The organism is Streptomyces sp. NPDC041122 (genome assembly GCF_055592445.1).
Window position 1 is genome coordinate 941,713 of the sequence record NZ_JBVIYQ010000002.1, and the last position, 17,420, is coordinate 959,132.

Annotated in this window: 16 protein-coding genes; 3 read left to right on the plus strand and 13 right to left on the minus strand. The window is 72.6% G+C overall.

All coding sequences use genetic code 11. From position 1 onward, the window contains the following. Window positions 1-3 precede the first annotated feature (3 nt). From mmsA to ACZ6B8_RS10430, 5 genes are all read right to left on the minus strand, one after another. Entirely contained in the window at window positions 4-1,587 is a 1,584-nt protein-coding gene (gene mmsA / locus ACZ6B8_RS10410; RefSeq protein ID WP_471606932.1) for a multiple monosaccharide ABC transporter ATP-binding protein, read from the minus strand. Continuing rightward, a complete protein-coding gene (gene chvE, locus ACZ6B8_RS10415; RefSeq protein WP_471606933.1) occupies window positions 1,584-2,744 on the minus strand; it encodes a multiple monosaccharide ABC transporter substrate-binding protein in 1,161 nt (386 codons plus the stop codon). The genes mmsA and chvE overlap by 4 nt, the downstream gene beginning before the upstream one ends. Window positions 2,745-2,746: 2 nt before the next feature. Continuing rightward, window positions 2,747-3,715, minus strand: coding sequence for a hypothetical protein (locus ACZ6B8_RS10420; protein WP_471606934.1), 969 nt, complete (start codon window positions 3,713-3,715; stop codon window positions 2,747-2,749). Between the two features lie 156 nt (window positions 3,716-3,871). Then, window positions 3,872-4,885: a zinc-dependent alcohol dehydrogenase gene (locus tag ACZ6B8_RS10425; protein WP_471606935.1), complete on the minus strand. Its 1,014-nt coding sequence runs from the start codon at window positions 4,883-4,885 to the stop codon at window positions 3,872-3,874. After that, window positions 4,882-6,048, minus strand: a complete 1,167-nt coding sequence (locus ACZ6B8_RS10430; protein WP_471606936.1) for a mandelate racemase/muconate lactonizing enzyme family protein — start codon at window positions 6,046-6,048, stop codon at window positions 4,882-4,884. Before ACZ6B8_RS10430 ends, ACZ6B8_RS10425 begins: the two co-directional genes overlap by 4 nt. 199 nt (window positions 6,049-6,247) lie before the next feature. On the opposite strand from ACZ6B8_RS10430, the gene ACZ6B8_RS10435 reads away from it, so the two are divergent. Together ACZ6B8_RS10435 and ACZ6B8_RS10440 are read left to right on the plus strand one after the other, a co-directional pair. After that, the gene (locus ACZ6B8_RS10435) at window positions 6,248-7,015 is read left to right on the plus strand and encodes an IclR family transcriptional regulator (RefSeq protein ID WP_471606937.1); all 768 of its coding nucleotides are present in this window, start codon (window positions 6,248-6,250) and stop codon (window positions 7,013-7,015) included. Further along, complete coding sequence (locus tag ACZ6B8_RS10440) at window positions 7,015-7,908, plus strand: SMP-30/gluconolactonase/LRE family protein (protein ID WP_471606938.1); 894 nt, start codon at window positions 7,015-7,017, stop codon at window positions 7,906-7,908. Before ACZ6B8_RS10435 ends, ACZ6B8_RS10440 begins: the two co-directional genes overlap by 1 nt. A gap of 43 nt (window positions 7,909-7,951) precedes the next feature. Here ACZ6B8_RS10440 and ACZ6B8_RS10445 read toward each other — a convergent pair whose 3' ends face one another. The 6 genes from ACZ6B8_RS10445 to ACZ6B8_RS10470 all read right to left on the minus strand — a co-directional run bounded on the left by ACZ6B8_RS10445 (window position 7,952) and on the right by ACZ6B8_RS10470 (window position 14,049). Then, a complete protein-coding gene (locus tag ACZ6B8_RS10445) occupies window positions 7,952-8,956 on the minus strand; it encodes an ABC transporter substrate-binding protein (RefSeq protein WP_471606939.1) in 1,005 nt (334 codons plus the stop codon). A 67-nt stretch (window positions 8,957-9,023) separates the two neighbouring features. Beyond that, complete coding sequence (locus ACZ6B8_RS10450) at window positions 9,024-9,797, minus strand: ABC transporter ATP-binding protein (RefSeq protein WP_471073288.1); 774 nt, start codon at window positions 9,795-9,797, stop codon at window positions 9,024-9,026. A 1-nt stretch (window position 9,798) separates the two neighbouring features. Beyond that, entirely contained in the window at window positions 9,799-10,899 is a 1,101-nt protein-coding gene (locus ACZ6B8_RS10455; protein ID WP_471606940.1) for a FecCD family ABC transporter permease, read from the minus strand. Further along, window positions 10,896-12,173 (minus strand): MFS transporter, encoded by a 1,278-nt coding sequence (locus ACZ6B8_RS10460; RefSeq protein ID WP_471606941.1) that lies wholly within the window; start codon window positions 12,171-12,173, stop codon window positions 10,896-10,898. Before ACZ6B8_RS10460 ends, ACZ6B8_RS10455 begins: the two co-directional genes overlap by 4 nt. Beyond that, a complete protein-coding gene (locus ACZ6B8_RS10465) occupies window positions 12,170-13,006 on the minus strand; it encodes a Rossmann-like domain-containing protein (protein ID WP_471073279.1) in 837 nt (278 codons plus the stop codon). The genes ACZ6B8_RS10460 and ACZ6B8_RS10465 overlap by 4 nt, the downstream gene beginning before the upstream one ends. A 47-nt stretch (window positions 13,007-13,053) precedes the next feature. Further along, window positions 13,054-14,049: a pyridoxal-phosphate dependent enzyme gene (locus tag ACZ6B8_RS10470; protein ID WP_471606942.1), complete on the minus strand. Its 996-nt coding sequence runs from the start codon at window positions 14,047-14,049 to the stop codon at window positions 13,054-13,056. Between the two features lie 260 nt (window positions 14,050-14,309). Here ACZ6B8_RS10470 and ACZ6B8_RS10475 point away from each other — a divergent pair, with 260 nt between their 5' ends. Beyond that, window positions 14,310-15,233: a GHMP family kinase ATP-binding protein gene (locus ACZ6B8_RS10475; protein ID WP_471607188.1), complete on the plus strand. Its 924-nt coding sequence runs from the start codon at window positions 14,310-14,312 to the stop codon at window positions 15,231-15,233. A gap of 12 nt (window positions 15,234-15,245) precedes the next feature. On the opposite strand, the gene ACZ6B8_RS10480 is transcribed toward ACZ6B8_RS10475, so the two are convergent. Both ACZ6B8_RS10480 and ACZ6B8_RS10485 read right to left on the minus strand, forming a co-directional pair. Beyond that, the gene (locus ACZ6B8_RS10480) at window positions 15,246-16,400 is read right to left on the minus strand and encodes a carboxylate-amine ligase (RefSeq protein ID WP_471073273.1); all 1,155 of its coding nucleotides are present in this window, start codon (window positions 16,398-16,400) and stop codon (window positions 15,246-15,248) included. A gap of 103 nt (window positions 16,401-16,503) precedes the next feature. Next, entirely contained in the window at window positions 16,504-17,277 is a 774-nt protein-coding gene (locus tag ACZ6B8_RS10485; protein WP_471073270.1) for a TetR/AcrR family transcriptional regulator, read from the minus strand. Window positions 17,278-17,420 lie beyond the last annotated feature (143 nt).

The following is a 17,420-nucleotide window of genomic DNA, read 5'->3' on the forward strand; positions in this document are numbered from 1 at the left end:
GCCTCAGCTCCCGGTGCTTCTGGTCTGGGTCATGTGGCGCATCAGGACTTCCTGGGTGGCCTCCGCGCGCGTGACCTCACCGGTCAGGCGGCCCTCGGCCATCGTGTAGATCCGGTCGCACATCCCGAGCAGCTCCGGCAGCTCGGAGGAGATGAACAGGACCGCCTTGCCCTGCGCCGCCAGCCTGTCGATGACGGTGTAGATCTCGTACTTGGCGCCCACGTCGATGCCGCGCGTCGGCTCGTCGAGGATCAGGACCTCGGGGTCGGCGTGGATCCACTTGCTCAGGACGACCTTCTGCTGGTTGCCGCCGGAGAGCCGGCCCACCTGCTCGAAGACCGTGGGCGCCTTGATGTTCATCGAAGCGCGGTAGCGCTCGGAGACCCGGCGCTCGTGGTGCTCGTCGACGACGCCGCGCCGCCGCATGCCGGACAGCGAGGCCAGCGACACATTGCGGTTGATGTTGTCGATGAGGTTCAGGCCGTACCGCTTGCGGTCCTCGGTGACGTACGCGATGCCCGCGTCGACGGCGGCGGGCACCGTCTTCGTGACCACCGGACTGCCGTTCACCGCAACCTCCCCGGCGACGTACTGCCCGTACGACCGGCCGAACACGGACATGGCGAGTTCGGTGCGGCCCGCGCCCATCAGCCCGGCGATGCCGACGATCTCGCCGCGCCGCACGGTCAGCGACACGTCGTCGACGACGGTGCGCTGGTGGTCGACCGGGTGCCGCACCGTCCAGCCCGCGACCGCCAGCGCGAGCTCGCCCGCGTCCGCGCCCTCGTACGGGGTGCGGTCGGGAAAGCGGTGGTCGAGGTCGCGGCCGACCATGCCCCGGATGATGCGCTCCTCGGACAAGTACGCTTCGGTTTCCGTCTCCTGACGTACCGTCAGCGTCTCGATGGTCCGGCCGTCCCGGAGGATCGTCACCGCGTCCGCGATCTGCCGGATCTCGCCCAGCTTGTGCGAGATGATGATGCAGGCGATGCCCTGGCCGCGCAGCTCCACGATCAGGTCCAGGAGTTTCGCGCTGTCCTCGTCGTTGAGGGCGGCCGTCGGTTCGTCCAGGATGAGCAGCCGCACCTCCTTCGACAGGGCCTTGGCGATCTCCACCAGCTGCTGCTTGCCCACCCCGATGTCGAGGACCGGCGTCTGCGGCTTCTCGTCCAGGCCCACCCGCTTCAGCAGGGCGCTCGCCCGGCGCAGGGTGCCGCTCCAGTCGATGAAGCCGCGCGTGGACCGCTCGTTGCCGAGGAAGATGTTCTCCGCGATCGACAAGTACGGTACGAGCGCCAGCTCCTGATGGATGATCACGATGCCGTGCCGCTCGCCGGCCCGGATGTCCTTGAACACCATCCGCTCGCCGTCGAAGAGGATCTCGCCGTCGTAGCTGCCGTGTTCGTGCACCCCGCTGAGGACCTTCATCAGCGTCGACTTGCCCGCGCCGTTCTCGCCGCAGACGGCGTGGATCTCGCCGGGGTGCACGGCCAGATGGACGTCGGAGAGCGCCTTGACGCCGGGAAACGTCTTCGTGATCCCGCGCATCTCGAGGAGCGGCCGGGACTCCCGCTCGTCCCCGGTCATGTGAGCTGCCCCACCGTGAAGTACCCCTCGTCGACGAGGAGCCGGGTGTTCTTCCGGTCGATGCTGACCGGCTTGAGGAGGAAGGCCGGCACCGTCTTCGTGCCGTTGTCGTAGTCCTTGGTGTTGTTGACCTCGACCTTCTTGCCGGTCAGCATCGCGTCGCCCATCCGCACCGTCTGCGCGGCCAGCTTGCGGGTGTCCTTGAAGACGGTCTGCGTCTGCTCGCCCCGGATGATCGACTTCACCGACGCGAGCTCCGCGTCCTGTCCGGTGATGACGGGCAGCGGCTGGCCCTTCGTCCCGTAACCGGCGCTCTTCAGCGCGGAGATGACGCCGATCGAGATGCCGTCGTACGGGGAGAGGACCGCGTCCACCCGCCGGTCGCCGTAGCTCTTGCTGATCAGGTCGTCCATGCGCTTCTGCGCGGTGCCGCCGTCCCAGCGCAGCGTGGTGGCCTGGTTCATCCGCGTCTGCTTGCTGCGCACGACGAGCTGTCCGGACTTCAGATACGGCCGGAGCACCTTCAGGGCGCCGTTCCAGAAGTACTTGGTGTTGTTGTCGTCGGGCGAGCCCGCGAACAGCTCGATGCTGCGGACGTCGCCGGAGTCCGCGTCGGGCTCGCCCAGCCTCAGCTTGTCGACGATGTAGTGGCCCTGCTGCTCGCCGACGCGCTCGTTGTCGAAGGACGCGTAGTAGTCGACGTTCTTCGTGCCGAGGATGAGACGGTCGTACGAGATCACGGGGATCCCGGCGTCGTGCGCCTGCCGCAGCACGTCGGTGAGCGCGGAACCGTCGATCGCGGCCACCACCAGGAGCCGGTGCCCCTTGGTGATCATGTTCTCCAGCTGGGCGACCTGGTTCTCCACCTTGTCGTCGCCGTACTGGAGGTCGGTCCGGTAACCGGCCTTCCGGAACTGCTCCGCCATGTTCCTGCCGTCGGCTATCCAGCGCTCCGAGGCCTTGGTGGGCATGGCAAGACCGATCGTGCCGCCCTTGCCGGTGTCCGGCTTGTAGCGGCTGCCGCCCTTGGCCTCCTGGCCGCAGGCGGCGAGCGAGACGGTGAGCAGCGCGGCGGTCAGGGCGACACCGAGGGTGCGACTCCTCCGGGTGAGGGTGCGGGGGTGAGTGAGGGGGAGCGGGCGGGGTCGGGTGCGCATGGTCAGTCCCCTTCCGGGACGGGGAAGCGGCACAGCTCGCCGGGGAGCCGCGCACCGAGCGGCGACATGCCGCCCGCCGCGCCGTGCCGGGCGAGCAGGTCGAGGGCGAGCCGGCCGCGCCTGACCCGCTCACGGGCGGTCGCCAGGGCGTGCTCGCGCAGATGGGCGCCGTAGGGGTAGATGCCGGGGGACTTGGAGAGCCCGAACTTCACGTACAGGGGCGCGCCGCGCCGGATCAGCTCGGCGACCTCGTACATCCGTACATAGCCGCCGAGGTCGTCGGGCGCCTCCACGTACATGTCCATGGGCGCCCGGCTGACCCGGCGGATCTCGGTGAGGTGGTCCGGGGCCAGATCGGAGGGCACGTTGAGGGAGTCGGCGCCGAGCCGCTCGTACACCGCGAACGAGGCGGGGTTGACCGGGCCGGTCAGCGCGGACAGCTTGAAGGTGGTGGCGCCGGGCAGCACCCCGGCGGCGCGCAGCCGGTGCAGGGTCCACAGCACGCCCTCGTCCGCGACGAGCAGACAGCGCACGCCGAGGCCGGTGGCGCGCACGGCGTCCTCGACGCAGCCGGCGAGGGCGTCGTGGCCCCGGGCTCGCGGACCGGCCCCGCCGGAGTCGGTGCGCGTGGAGGCGCCGGTGTCCCAGGTGCCGCGCGGTCCTGTGAACAGGCAGAGCTCGATGTCGCGTTCGGCGCAGGACTCCACCATCTCGGTGATCTCCAGGTCCGTGAGCATCCAGACGCCGCTGCCCTGGCTGATCCGGTGGACCGGCACGTCCAGGCGGGCGCTCTCCTTGAGGACGACGCCGAGCGCCTCGGGGCCCTCGACGGAGGGGATCTCGGTGCGCCAGGTGCCGCCGTCGGGGAACGCGTACGGGGAGGCGTCGGCCGGATCGGGGGCGGGCACGGCATGCCCGATCCGGGCGAGCGCGTCGACGCCGGGGCGCCGGGGGATCGGTGAGGCGGTCACGGGACTCCAATGTTCGGTATGTCGAACCGAGTTCGGGTACAGGGGCGTGCGTGTTCGGGCGGGCACAAGGGATTCGGGGGGGGCACGAGGGTGTGTGTGCAGCGGACGAGTGGTGTACGACAGGACGGCGTGAAAGGACGGCGCCCGTAGGCCGGCTCAGGGGCGCAGCAGCACCTTCCCGGTCGCCGGGTCGCCCCCGCCCACCAGGGCGATCGCCTCCCCGAACCGCTCCAGCGGGAACTCGTGGGTGATCAGCGGCGCCGGATCGAGCAGCCCCAGCGTGAACGCCCGCACCGCGTCCGACCAGGCCGAGGACGGCGCCCCGAACACGGACCGCACCTCCAGCTGGCTGAGCGAGAGATGGACCGGGTCGATGCCGGCCGCGCCGGGCGCGAACATGCCGGTGAGGACGACCCGCCCGCCTCTGCGGGCGAGCAGACAGGACGCGGCCGCGGTGGTGGGCGCGCCCGCCGTCTCCACGACCAGGTCGAAGGAACCGTGCTCCGACTCCGCGTCGGCGGGGGACAGGGCGCGGCTCGCCCCGCACTTCTCGGCCTGCTCGCCGCGGGCGGCGCGCGGGTCGACGACGGCCAGGTCGGCCGGGTTCGAGGCGGCGAGCAGCTGTACGGCGAGCAGCCCGAGGGTGCCCGCGCCGACCACCGCGACGCGCTCGCCGGGCCGCGGCCTGCCGGTGCGCACGGCCGCCGCGACCACGGCCGACGGTTCGAGCAGCGCGGCGGCGCGCAGGTCCGCGTCGTCGGGCAGCGGGTGCAACAGCCGTACGGGGACGGTGAGATGGTCGGCGAAAGCGCCCGGCTCGGTGAACCCGGTCTCGGCGTAACCGCCGGTGCACAGGCTCGTCTCACCGCACCGGCACCGCTCGCAGACGCCGCACGCCCGGAACCCCTCGGCGACCGTGCGGCGTCCGACGAGCGCGGGATCGGCGCCGGCGCCGACGGCCACCACGGTCCCGGACCACTCATGGCCGGGGGTCACGGGGTAGCGGACGTAGGCGCTGTCACGCCGCCCGTCGTACACCTCGCGGTCGCTCATGCAGATCCCGGCGGCGGCCACCGCGACCAGGGCCTCGCCGGGCCCCGGCACCGGGACGTCGCCGGTCACGAGCCGGTGCTCACCGGGCCGGTCGACGACGAGCGCACGGCTGCTCATCCCGCGGCCCCGCCCGGCGCGCGCTTCTCCCAGCCCTCGGCCCACAGGTCGAACCGGGCCTGCTGCTGCGGGAACTCGGCCGCCGCGTCGGTGTCGAGCTCGACACCGAGGCCCGGCGCGTGCGACAGGTGGAAGCAGCCCGTTTCCGGGTCCACGTGCGGCGCGCCCTTCACCACCTTCTTGATGTCGGCGTCCGCGAAGTCGTTGAAGTGCTCCAGGATCTTGAAGTTCGGTGCGGTGAAGCCGACCTGGAGCGAGGCCGCGGTCAGCACCGAACCGCCGACGTTGTGCGGGGCGACCAGCATGTAGTGGGTCTCGGCCGTGGCCGCCAGCTTGCGGGTCTCCCAGATGCCGCCGATGTGGCCGACGTCGGGCTGCAGGATGTCGGCGGCCTGGCTCTCGAACAGCTCGCGGAACTCGATCCGGTCGTGGATGCGCTCACCGGTCGCCACCGGCATGTCCACCTTGGCCGCGACCTTCTCCAGCGCCTTGAGGTTCTCCGGCGGCACCGGCTCCTCCAGCCACGCGGGCCGGAACGGCGCGAGGTCGCGGGCGAGCCGGATCGCGGTGGCGGGCGAGAACCGGCCGTGCATCTCCAGCATCAGTTCGGCGTCGGGCCCGATCGCGTCCCGTACCGCCTCGATCAACGAGACGGCGTACAGGCTCTGTTCGTGGTCCAGCTCGTGGTGCCCGGTCCCGAACGGGTCGATCTTCAGGGCGCGGTAGCCGCGCTCCATGACCCCTCGCGCTGCCTTGTGGTACGCCTCCGGGGTGCGCTCGGTGGTGTACCAGCCGTTCGCGTACGCCTTCACCCGGTCGGTGACCTTGCCGCCCATGAGCTGCCAGACAGGGACGCCCAGTGCCTTGCCCTTGATGTCCCAGCAGGCCATCTCGACGACGGCGATGCCCGACATGACGATCTCGCCGGCCCGGCCGTAGTCGCCGTACTTCATCCGCCGCACCAGATCCTCGGCCGCGAACGGGTCGGATCCCTCGATGTGGTGGGCCGCCGCCTCGCGGAGGTAGCCGATGAGGGCGTCGGTGCGGCCCAGCATGCGGGTCTCGCCGACACCGGTCAGGCCCTCGTCGGTATGGACCTGGACGTAGGTGAGATTACGCCAGGGCGTTCCGACCACATGTGTGCTGATTCCCGTGATGCGCAAGGCAGTTGCCCCTCGACTTGTTCGATATTTCGTCACACGTTCGAAATCGTGGCGTGACGGTATTCACGGTGGCGGGAACGTGTCAATGGGCTGGACACCATGGAGGTCATTGCGCCGCCAACTACGCCGTGCCTACCCTGTGTTCGTCATATCGATCAGCGACCGAAGTTTCGGACGCGCAGGGTGGGAGGCCGAACTCATGGGACGACTGGTGCCCGCGGTGACCAGGTCGCTGGACATACTCGAACTCTTCCTGGACGGCGACGGGACGCTGTCGGCGCCCGAGGTCACCCGCAGGCTCCAGTTGCCGCGCACCACCGTGCACGAACTGCTGACCACCCTGGCCGCCCGCTCGTACCTCGTCCAGCTCCCCGGCCAGCCGGGCCGCTACCGCCTCGGCGTGCGCACCTACCAGCTCGGCAGCCGGTACGCCGAACAACTCGATCTCGCCGCGGAGGGGCAGCAGGTGGCCCGCGAGGTCGCCGAGACCTGCGACGAGACCGTCCACGTCGCGATCCTCGAGGACGCCGACGTCATCTACATCGCCAAGGTGGACTCCACACACGCCGTGCGGATGGTCTCCGCCGCGGGCCGCCGACTGCCCGCGCACTGCACCTCGGTCGGCAAGATGCTGCTCGCCTCGCTGCCCCCGACGGAGCTCGAAGCGCGGCTCCAGGGGCGGGAGTTCACCGCCATGACCCCCGACAGCATCACCGATCCCGACGAGCTCCTCGCCGCGCTCGCCGGGATCCGCGAGCGGGGCGTCGCCGTCGAGCACCGGGAGTCCAACCCCGACGTCAGCTGTGTGGCGGCGCCCGTGCGCGACAGCACGGGGCGGGTGGTGGCGGCGCTCTCCATCTCCGTGCCGATGATCCGCTGGAGCGAGGAGCGCGAGTGCGAACTGGCCGAGCTGGCCGCCAAGGGCGCGGGCGACCTGTCCGTCCGCCTCGGCCACCGGGGTGCGTGATGAGGCGTGCGGCGGGCCGGGCGAGGACGCGTGGAGCCGGACGGGCGTACGAGGTGGCGGTGCGCGCGGAGGCATCCCTCGGCGAGGGCCCCACCTGGGACGCCGCCACCGGCCGCCTCATCTGGGTCGACATCCTCGGCTCCCGGATCCACACCTACGACCCCGCCGACGGCCGACGGACGGTCATGGCCACCGAACAGCACGTCGGCGCCGCCAAACCGCGGGCGGGCGGCGGTCTGGTGGTCAACCTCCGGGACGGCATCGGCCTGTACGGACCCGGCGGCGCCCCCTTCACCTGGCTGGCGCATGACCCGGTGCCCGGCCGCCGCGGCAACGACGCGGCCGTCGCGCCCGACGGCGCGCTCTGGGCGGGCACCATGCGCTACGACGAGAAGCCGGGCGGAGGCAGCCTGACGCGCGTCGCCCCCGACGGCACCCTCACCGAACTGCTCGGTGAGGGTGAGGTGGCCGTCAGCAACGGCACCGGCTGGAGCCCCGACGGGCGGCTCGTCTACTACGTCGACAGCCCCACGCGCCGTATCGACGTACTCGACTGCGAGGGCCGACAGGCACGGAACAGACGCCCGTTCGCGGACATCGAGCCGGGGGCGGGCTTCCCCGACGGGCTCACCGTGGACGCCGACGGCTGTGTGTGGGTCGCGCTCTGGGACGGCGCGGCGGTCCGCCGCTACACCCCCGACGGCCGGCTCGACCGGACCGTGGAGCTGCCGGTGCGACGCCCCACGGCCTGTGTCTTCGGCGGAGCCGGTCTGCGCGACCTGTACGTCACGACGGCCCGCACCGGCCTCCACCGGCCGCACCCGCAGGCGGGGTCGGTCCTGGTCGTGCCGGATGCGGGCCGGGGCCTGCCGGGCGTCGCGTTCGCGGGCTGAGGGCGCGGCGCCGAGCCGGCCGCCGTGGCGGCGGAGCGGGAGCTCAGCCCTTCGCCGACAGCTTCCGCAGGTACGCCCCGAACTTCTCCAGGCCGTCGACGCTGCGCGGCCCGCTGATGCCCTCGTTGTAGTCGAGGACGAAGAAGTGGTTCTTCCTGACGGCGGGCAGCCCCCGGGTGCGCGGGGACTTCTTCAGGAACGCGATCTTCTCCTTCGCGGGCTTGTCGCCGTAGTCCAGGACGATGACGACCTCGGGCCGGGCCGCGGTCACGGACTCCCAGCCGACCTGCGTCCAGCGCTCGTCGAGGCCGTCGAAGATGTTGCGGCCGCCCGCGCTCTTGATGATGTCGTTGGGCGGCACCTGGCTGCCCGCGGTGAAGGGCTGGTCGGTCCCCGAGTCGTAGAGGAAGACCGGCAACGGCCTGCCGCCCTTCGGTGCTCTCTCCTCCACGGCCGCCACCCGCTTCTTCAGGCGGTCCACGACCCGGTCCGCCCGCTTCTCGACGCGGAAGATCCTGCCGAGCCGCTCCAGGTCGCTGTAGAGCGCCTTGAACGGCGTGACCTTCTCCGGGTGGCCGGGGTAGTTGAAGCAGCTCTCCGTGTGCAGGAAGCTCTGGATGCCGAGCTTGTCGAGGATCTTCGGGGTGATGCCGCGCTGGTCGCTGAAGCCGGAGTTCCAGCCTGCCACCACGAGGTCCGCCCTGGCCTCGACGACCAGCTCCTTGTTGAGCAGGTCGTCGCTGAGCTTCTCCACCTCGGCGTACTCCGACGCCCAGGGCGACTCGCTCACCGGCGGGTTGGCGGGCGGCATCACATAGCCGCGGACGTGGTCGGTCAGTCCGAGGCTGAACAGCTTGTCCGCGCTGCCGCCCTCGTACGCGACCGCCCGTTCGGGGACCTTGTACGGGACCGGCTCACCGCAGCGTCCGACGGTGACCTCGTCCGAGGCGCCGCTCGTACCGTCCGGGGCGATGTCGGCGCCGCAGCCGGCGAGGAGCAGGGCGAGGGCGAGCGCGGAACCGGCCGCGACGCGTCTGGGGTGGGACATGGAGGCCTTTCGGATGGATGGGGGAGGGAGGACGAGGTGGTCGGCCGGGGGGGGGAGGGGGGACTGGTCAGACGGCGGAGCCGAGCGAATACAGCAGCTGCGGGTCGCCCGTCAGCGGATGCGGCACGACGGTGGCCTCGACGCCGAACACGTCGGCCACCAGCTCCTCGGTGAGGACCTCCGCCGGGGTGCCGACGGCGACCAGACCTCCCCGGGACAGCACACCGATGCGGTCGCAGGCCGCCGCCGCGAGGTTCAGGTCGTGCAGGACGACGAGGACGGTGAGCCCCGCGCCGCGCAACCGCGAAAGCACCTCCACCTGGTGGCGTACGTCGAGGTGGTTGGTCGGCTCGTCGAGCACCAGGACCTTCGGCTCCTGGACGAGGGCCCGGGCCAACAGCACGCGCTGACGTTCGCCGCCGGACAGCGATAGGGCGCTGCGCCGGGCCAGGTGGGCGATGTCCAGCCGCTCCATCGCCCGTGCGCACAGCTCGCGTTCGCGTGCGTCGAGGGCCTGGTTGCCGCGCCGGTGCGGGGCCCGGCCGAGAGCGACGACCTCCGCCACGGTGAAGTCCAGGTCGACGGCGCCGTCCTGGGTCATCGCGGCCACCAGCTGGGCGCCGCGGCGCATGGTGAGCCCGGCGAGGTCGTCCCCGCCGACCCGGACGGTGCCCGTCGTCGGGCGCAGCGCACGGTACACGCAGCGCAGCGCGGTCGACTTGCCGCTGCCGTTCGGGCCGACCAGGCCGACGACCCGGCCGCTGCCGACGGTCAGTGACAGATCGCGTACCAGGCTCCTGCCGTCGGTGACGACGCCGAGCCCGTCGAGTCGCAGTTCCATCTCAACGCCCTCCGAAGACATGGCCCTTACGGCGCATCAGGGCGATGAACACCGGGACGCCGACGAGCGCGGTGATGACGCCGAGCGGCAGTTCCCGGGGCGCGACCAGGGTCCGTGACAGCAGGTCGACCCAGACCATGAACACCGCGCCGGCCAGGGGCGCGACGGCGAGTACCCGGGCGTGCCCGGCCCCGACGGCCATCCGCACCAGATGCGGCATGACGAGTCCCACGAAGCTGATGGCGCCGCTGACCGCGACCATCACCCCGGTGATCAGCGAGACCAGGACCAGCAGCGACCTGCGGTGCCGGTCGGCGCCGACGCCGAGGCTCGCCGCGGTCTCGTCCCCGAGCGCCAGCACGTCGAGCGCCCCGGCGCGCCGGTGCAGCAGGACGAGGCCGGTCAGTACGACGGCGGAGACGACGGGCAGCGCGCCCCAGCCGGCGGCCCCGAAGCCGCCCATCGTCCAGTACAGGACCATGCCGGTCGCCTCGGTGTCCGGCGCGCAGTAGATGATCACGCTCATCAGGGCCTGGAAGCCGAGGGACATCGCGACGCCGGTGAGGACCAGGCGCAGCGGGGAGAGCGCGCCACGGTCGCTGGAGGCCGCGTACACCAGGAAGGACGCCACCAGCGCGCCGGCGAAGGCGCCCGCCGACACCGCGTACACGCCGAGGGCGGCGAGGCCGCCGGTGACCGTCACGCCGACCGCGCCCACCGACGCCCCCGAGGAGACGCCCAGGACGAACGGGTCGGCGAGGGCGTTGCGCACCATCGCCTGGATGGCCACGCCGACCGCGCTGAGCCCGGCTCCCACCAGCGCCGCGAGCAGCACGCGCGGCGTCCGGATCTGCCAGACGATCTGGTATGCCGTCGTCTCCTCGGCGCCGATCCGGCCGCCGGTGAGCGCCGCCCACAGATAGCGGGCCGTGTCCCCGGGCGTCACCACCGCCGCGCCGAGCCCGATGGCCACCACGACGGAGGCGGCCAGGACCAGGAAGAGGGCGACGCAGGTGAGGGCGAGCGCTCGGGGGGAGGCGAGGCGTTCCCGCAGCGCCGGGCGGGGCGCGGCCGGCCCGGGGGCCTCGACGGTCACGGTCATGAGGTTCCCGCCGCCCCGGTCCGTACCGGTCCCGCCCGCAGGACGAGCGCCGCGGCGCCGCCCGCGAGGAGGACCAGCGTGCCGAACACGGCGGCCACGCCCGGATACCCGGCGAGTCCGAGCCCCGCGCCGCCGAGCGCGGCGCCGACGAAGACGCCGAGGCTCATGCCGGCGGCGTTGACGCTCAGCGCCGCCCCGCGCAGCCCCGGCCCGCAGCGCCGCACGATGAGGCTGACCACGCAGGCGGCGACGACGGCGTGGCTCGCCGCGTGCAGTGCGGTCAGGGCGAGCGCGAGCGGCAGCCAGTGCGTGAAGTAGAAGCCCACGACGGAGACGAGCGCGGCCGCCAGGCCGAGGGCCAGCAGCCGTTCGGTGCCGACGCGCGGCCGGTCGGCGTGGGTGAGCCGCCCGGTGAGGAGGTTGCTGACGAAGAACGAGGCGCCGCTGAGCGTCCACACGAAGGTGAACAGCCCGGCGCTCAGAGCGAAGCGCTCCTCGTAGAACGCCGCCAGATACGCGAGGTACCCCATGAACACGGCGGTGCGCAGGAGCGCGATCACCAGGAGCGGCACGACACCGCTTTCGGCGCCCAGCGCCCTGAACGAGGCGACGTAGCCCAGGCGTTGACCGCCACCCGCCTCCCGTCCGGGCCGAGCTCGCCTGCGACGGGCGACGAAGACGACGGCGAGCAGCAGCGATACCGCGGTCACGCCCCACAGGTCGCCCTGCCAGCCCCAGAAGAGCGCGGGCAGCGCGATGACCGGCGCGGCGAGCATCGCGGTCATCGACTGCACGGCGGTGACCAGGGTCGCCGCGCGTCCGGCCGCCCGGCCGGCGCCGAACCGGTCGGCGGCCGCGGCGGTCAGCGCCGGATTGAGGACCGAGGTGCCGGCCCCGACCAGCAGACAGAACACGGCGAGCAGGGCGAAGTCGCCGACGGCGCCGAGCGCGGCCGCCGCGGCCAGCGCGGTGAGCGCGCCCGCGGCCGCCCACTCCCTGGGCACCCGGTCGATGAACGGGGCGAGCGCGGTGCCCACCAGGAGCGCGGCGAGACCGCCCAGGCCGCGCAGCCCGCCCAGGGCGGCGACGCCACTGCCCGCCTCGTCGGCGATGGGCACGAGATACGTGCTGAACACGGTGAACGGCAGCAGCCCGACCGCCGAGGCCAGCAGCACCGGCCACAGCGCGCGGGCCATCCGCAGGTCGCCCGGCACGGTCGCGTCGGCGGCGTCGGGCGACGGGCCGCCGATGTCCTCGGTGGCGTCGACGCTCACGCGGCCGCCCCGTTCGCGAGGGCGGCCCGGTACCGGTACATCGGCGTGGGGTCGGCGCTGAACTGGGAGAAGGTGAACGGCTCGGCGTTCAGCCCGGTGACGCCCGCGCCGAGGAAGGCGCGGGCGACGGCGCCGCCGCTCTGCGCGTAGACGACCAGCGGCACGCCGTGGGTGACGCAGTGCCGCAGGATCAGGTCGAACGTGCCGTTGCTGAGGGTCATCCCGGTGGCGACCACGACGTCGGCGGAGGCGAGGACCTCCGTCATGTCGTCGGTGACGGGCTCGCCCCACGCGGTCGTGCGCAGGTTCAGGTCGCAGGGCAGGCAGACGCCGCCCCGCTCCCGTATCGCCGCGACGAGCGGGTTGACCACCCCGATCAGGGCGACCCGGGCGCCGGGTCCGATGTCGAGCAGCCCGGCGACGGCGGCGTCCCGGGCCGCCGCGCGTACCTCGGGCGTGCCGGCGGGCAACATCACGCGCTCGGCTTCGGTGGCTTCGCGGTGCGGGCGCACCCGGGCGAGGTAGGCGTCGAGGGCGGCGGTGCGCACGATCGGGGACTCGTCGCGCAGGAGCGTGTCGAGGGAGTGTCCCGAGGCGTTCTCGCAGAATTCCGGGGGCAGTTCACCCGCTTCGAACGCGCAGGCCCCGAAGGCGTCGCCGACGCGGAGCAGCAGATAGTGGTTGTGGTACGTGACCTCGCCGTCGGCGAGGCGGGTGGTGTTGTAGAGCCAGAACGCGCTGGTGACGGTGAGGCCGGCGGGGTCGGGACCGTGGGCGCCCGACAGGACGGCGTCTGTGAGCTCCGCGACGGTGTGCGGCGTGGGATGCGGCATGGGAGTTCTTTCCAAGGGACGGGAACGGGAAGGAACGGGCTCGGTGTTCAGGACATGGCGACGGGCGGCCAGGCCGTCGTGGACCAGGGGTGGCGCAGTTCGTCGAGCGAGGTGACCTCGTGCGGCTTCAACGCGTCGATGTCCGGGACCTGTTCGTGGCGTGCGTAGGCGCTCTCCACATAGCGGTGGCCGGTGTCGGCGGCGATGAAGACGTAGTGGCGCGAGGTGTCCCTGGTCCGCTCCCACAGCGCGCTCAGGTGGGCGGCCCCCGCCGAGAGGCCGGCGAAGATGCCGCTGGTGCGCAGCAGGGAGACCGCTCCGCAGAGGGCGCTGTCGAAGTTCACCCAGTGCACGCGGTCGTACAGCTCGTGCCGGACATTGCGGAACGCGATGGCGCTGCCGATCCCGGCGATGATCATGTCCGGGTCCGCCACGTGTGCCGCGCCGAAGGTGACGCTGCCGAACGGCTGCACCCCGACGAGCGACACGTCCCGGCCCGCCGCGCGCAGATACGTGGCGACGGCCCCGGTCGACGCGCCCGAACCGACCCCGCCGACCAGCGCGAGCGGCCCGGCGGGCAGCTCCTGGTCGAGCTCGTCGGCGACATCGCGGTAGCCGTAGTAGTGGATGTCGTCGTGGTACTGCCGCATCCAGTGGTACGAGGGGTGGTCCGCGAGGATCTCGGCGATGCGCCGGACGCGCGACTCCTGGTCCAGGCGCAGGTCTTGGGAGGGCGCGACCTGCTCCAGCGTGGCGCCGAGGATCTCCAGCTGTACCCGCGTCGCTCGGTCCACCGTGGTGGAGCCCACGATGTGGCACTTCATGCCGTGGCGGTGGCAGGCGAGCGCGAGGGCCTGCGCGTAGATGCCGCTCGAACTGTCGACGAGGGTGTCGCCCGGCCGGACGGCGCCGGAGTCGAGCAGGTGCCGGACGGCACCGAGAGCGGAGTAGATCTTCATGCTCTCGAACCGGAGACAGGTGAGATCCGGGGCCAGGGATATCAGGTCCGGTTTCTTCACCGCTTCGGCGATGTGTGCGTGCATGGGTGAGCTCCCCCGTAGGGACGTGTGGGCAGGGAGGGTCGCCGGGGGCGACGCGGACGGTCGGCGGCTCCCGGGAACGCCGAGAGCATCACATTAGATGAAAATGATTGTCAAGAGCGGGTAGTCTCGGCGCACTGCCGGCCACGCGGTGCCGCGCCCGTGCGCACCGCCATATCGAGGGGAGTCGCGTGAAGCTGATCCAGGAGGCCGGAGCCGCCCGGTCTCGCCCGCCGCGAGAGGGAGCGCCGCCGAGGGTGGGGGTGGGGACCGCCTTCGGCACGTTCGGCGAGCTGCTCCAGGGGGTGCTGCCCGAGGAGGACGGCGACTTCCTCGTGACGCTGCCCGTCGCGCGGTGGACGATGGCCACGTTCCGGCCGGGGTCCGCGTCCGGGGAGCTCGCGGTCCGACCGGCCCGCAAGACGAAGGCGCTCCGGCTGGCCCGCATGATCGTCGACTCGGCGTCGCGGGGCGGGAGTTGCTCCGGTGCGGGGGCCGTGGGTGCGGGCGGACTCCTCACCGTCAGCAGCGTGATCCCCGAGGGCAAGGGCCTCGCCAGCTCGTCCGCCGACCTCGTCGCCACCGCGCGAGCGGTCGGCCGGGCCGTCGGCGTCGCCATGCCGCCGGCCCGGATCGAACGGCTGCTCTCCCGCATCGAACCCACCGACGGCGTGCTGTATCCGGCGATCGTCGCCTTCCACCACCGCAGCGTCCGGCTGCGCGCCGTCCTCGGTTCGCTGCCCGCCATGGCGGTCGTCGGCGTCGACGAGGGCGGCTCGGTGGACACCGTGGACTTCAACCGCATCCCCAAGCCGTTCACACCGGCCGACCGGCGCGCCTACGCCGACCTGCTCGGCCGGCTGACCCGCGCCGTGCGCCGCCAGGACCTCGCCGAGGTCGGCCGGATCGCCACACGCAGCGCCCTGATGAACCAACGCCTGCGGTACAAGGGGCTGTTGGAGCCCATGCGGGAGATCTGCCGTGCGGTCGGGGGGCTCGGTGTCGCGGTCGGGCACAGCGGTACGACGCTGGGGGTGCTGATCGACGCGACGGATCCCTCGTACACACGCCGGGTCACGGCGGCGGCGCAGGCGTGCGCGGAACTCACCGGCCGGGCGGACGGCGGGCCTGGTGCCGCGGGCCGGGTCGCGGTCTACCGGACGCTGGGCTTCGGCTCGGCGGGGTGAGCGGCGAGCGCCTCACTCCGCCCCGCCCCGCACCCCGAGCGCGGGAGACGCCGCCCCCGTGTCCGGGCGTGCGGCGGTGCGGTCGGCCAGATCGTCGACGACACCGTGCAGGCCGCCGGTGCGCGCGTGGACGGAACGCTGCCGCTCGGCGCCGCCGCCGTGCGCGAGCCACTGCCGCAACACCGCCAGGACGTAGGGGAGTTCGGCCTCCGGCGCGAGGACGGGCCGGACGTACCCGAAGAGCCGGCGGACCTGGTGCCGGGTGGGGACGAGCCGGCTCGTCCGCGGGTCGAGGCTGTGCCCGGTCAGGCCGTCGCGCGCGCAGCGCCAGTACGCGGCGCGCAGCAGGGCGTCGTCCACGGCCGGGCCCGGGTCGCCCCGGCGCACCCGCTCCAGGGCCCGCACCACCAACGCCCGTACCAGCACGGCGAGTACCGCCGCCTCCGCCACACCCGTGGTGACGTCCATCGCCCTGATCTCCACGGTGGGCAGGTGCGCGCAGGGGCGCACGTCCCAGTACAGCGAGCGTTCGCCGTGGGTCGCGCCGGCCACTTGGAGGGAGGCGGCGAGTGCGTCGTAGTGGGCGGCCGAGGAGAAGTACGGCGGCGGTCCGGCGACGGGCCAGCGCGTGGCACCCAGCGTCCGCCAGCTGCAGTAGCCGCTGTCGCGCTCCGCCCAGAAGGGCGAGTTCGCCGACAGCGCCACCAGCGTGGGCAGCCACGGCCGCAGATGGTTGCCGACCAGGACGGCGTGGTCCCGGTCGGGGACCTGCACGTGCACGTGCAGGGCGCAGAAGGCGAACGTGTCGTACAGGGACCGGAAGGTGTCGACCTGCGCGCGGTAGTGCGGGTCGGTGTTGAGCGGGACCGGGGCCCGCATGCCGAGCAGCGGCGTGGCGGAGGCGACCGGGCGCAGGCCCTCGTCGGCCGCCGCGGAAGCGACGGCCGCCCGCACCCGCCGCAGCGCCTGTTCGACCTCGCCGAGCGTCGTGCAGGGCGGTGTCTTGCCCTCCACCTGGTACTGGGAGGCCTCGCCCGTCACCAGGTCGCCGACCACGGGCTTCAGGCGCGGCAGGACCCGGGAGGCCGCGGCGGCGACGGTGCGCTGAGCGGCGTCGACGAGGAAGTACTCCTCCTCGACGCCGACGGGGGGAAGGTGGTCCGGCATGCGTGTCCTGTCCTTCGGCGAGAGGGGCGGTGGACGCGTACCCGTCCACCTTCCTCGCCCGCGGGCCGGACGGCGAGAGCGCCGTGCCCCGGTGCGGGGGTGTTCAGGCCTTCCCCGCGGGGATGCGCCGGTGGGTGTCGGCGAGCAGGTTGCGCATCGCCATGCGGTAGAGCTCCGCCTGATGGGCGCCGAGGAACCCGGTGTGCCCGAACACCTCCAGGACGACCATGCCGTGCACGTACCCCCACACGCTCAGCATCAAGGCGGTCGCGGCGGCGGGCAGGGTCTCGCCGCCCGCCGGCGCCATCCGCTCCAGGCGCTCCAGGAACTCCGGCGAGAGCGAACGCACGTCCGCCGCGGCCAGCTGGTCCCGGGTGAAGCCGCGGAACAGCTCCCGCTCGAAGACCGCGCTCATCCGGCGGTTCGCCTCCGTGGTGGGGCCGTCGACGGGCGCGTGGTAGTGCCGCAGCGGTGCCCCGTACAGGAGTTGGAACCGTTCGGGATGGTCGATGGCCCAGCGGCGGTAGCCCTCGGCCGCGACGACCATGCCCGGCACCTCCGGGTCGTCCGGCGCGGCGGCGGTGGCGGCCTGCACGGCGTCCGCCAGGTCGTCGTACGCCTTGGTGACCAGCGCGGTCACGAGGTCGTCGCGGCTCGGGAAGTAGTGGTAGAGCGCCTGCACGGTCATGCCGAGGTCGCGGGCCACGGCGCGCAGGGACAGCGCGTGCGGGCCGTGCTCGACGATGTGCGACTCGGCGGCGCCCACGATCTCCTGGGCGGCGACGGCGCGGCGCCGCTCGCGCAGGGACGGCCGGGACGGCGGGGCCTGGCCGGTGGGCGGGGTCTGGCCGGCGGACGGGGCTCGGTCGGTGGACATGAGGCGACGGTACGGCCGTCGGTCCGCCACCGGCGGGGAAATCGATGAACCCGTGAAGAAAATCTAACACTGCCAAATCAAGTTGTACCCCGCTAACTTCAGTGGCGGCGACACGGAGCGCGGCCGCATCCCTTGCCCCTTCA

Coding starts and splice junctions, on each gene's coding strand:
- ACZ6B8_RS10470 (WP_471606942.1), bottom strand. CDS start 14,049: ATGCACGCACACATCGCCGAAGCGGTGAAGAAACCGGACCTGATATCC.
- ACZ6B8_RS10450 (WP_471073288.1), bottom strand. CDS start 9,797: ATGGAACTGCGACTCGACGGGCTCGGCGTCGTCACCGACGGCAGGAGC.
- ACZ6B8_RS10440 (WP_471606938.1), top strand. CDS start 7,015: ATGAGGCGTGCGGCGGGCCGGGCGAGGACGCGTGGAGCCGGACGGGCG.
- ACZ6B8_RS10480 (WP_471073273.1), bottom strand. CDS start 16,400: ATGCCGGACCACCTTCCCCCCGTCGGCGTCGAGGAGGAGTACTTCCTC.
- ACZ6B8_RS10485 (WP_471073270.1), bottom strand. CDS start 17,277: ATGTCCACCGACCGAGCCCCGTCCGCCGGCCAGACCCCGCCCACCGGC.
- ACZ6B8_RS10445 (WP_471606939.1), bottom strand. CDS start 8,956: ATGTCCCACCCCAGACGCGTCGCGGCCGGTTCCGCGCTCGCCCTCGCC.
- ACZ6B8_RS10425 (WP_471606935.1), bottom strand. CDS start 4,885: ATGAGCAGCCGTGCGCTCGTCGTCGACCGGCCCGGTGAGCACCGGCTC.
- mmsA (WP_471606932.1), bottom strand. CDS start 1,587: ATGACCGGGGACGAGCGGGAGTCCCGGCCGCTCCTCGAGATGCGCGGG.
- ACZ6B8_RS10465 (WP_471073279.1), bottom strand. CDS start 13,006: ATGCCGCATCCCACGCCGCACACCGTCGCGGAGCTCACAGACGCCGTC.
- ACZ6B8_RS10455 (WP_471606940.1), bottom strand. CDS start 10,899: ATGACCGTGACCGTCGAGGCCCCCGGGCCGGCCGCGCCCCGCCCGGCG.
- ACZ6B8_RS10435 (WP_471606937.1), top strand. CDS start 6,248: ATGGGACGACTGGTGCCCGCGGTGACCAGGTCGCTGGACATACTCGAA.
- chvE (WP_471606933.1), bottom strand. CDS start 2,744: ATGCGCACCCGACCCCGCCCGCTCCCCCTCACTCACCCCCGCACCCTC.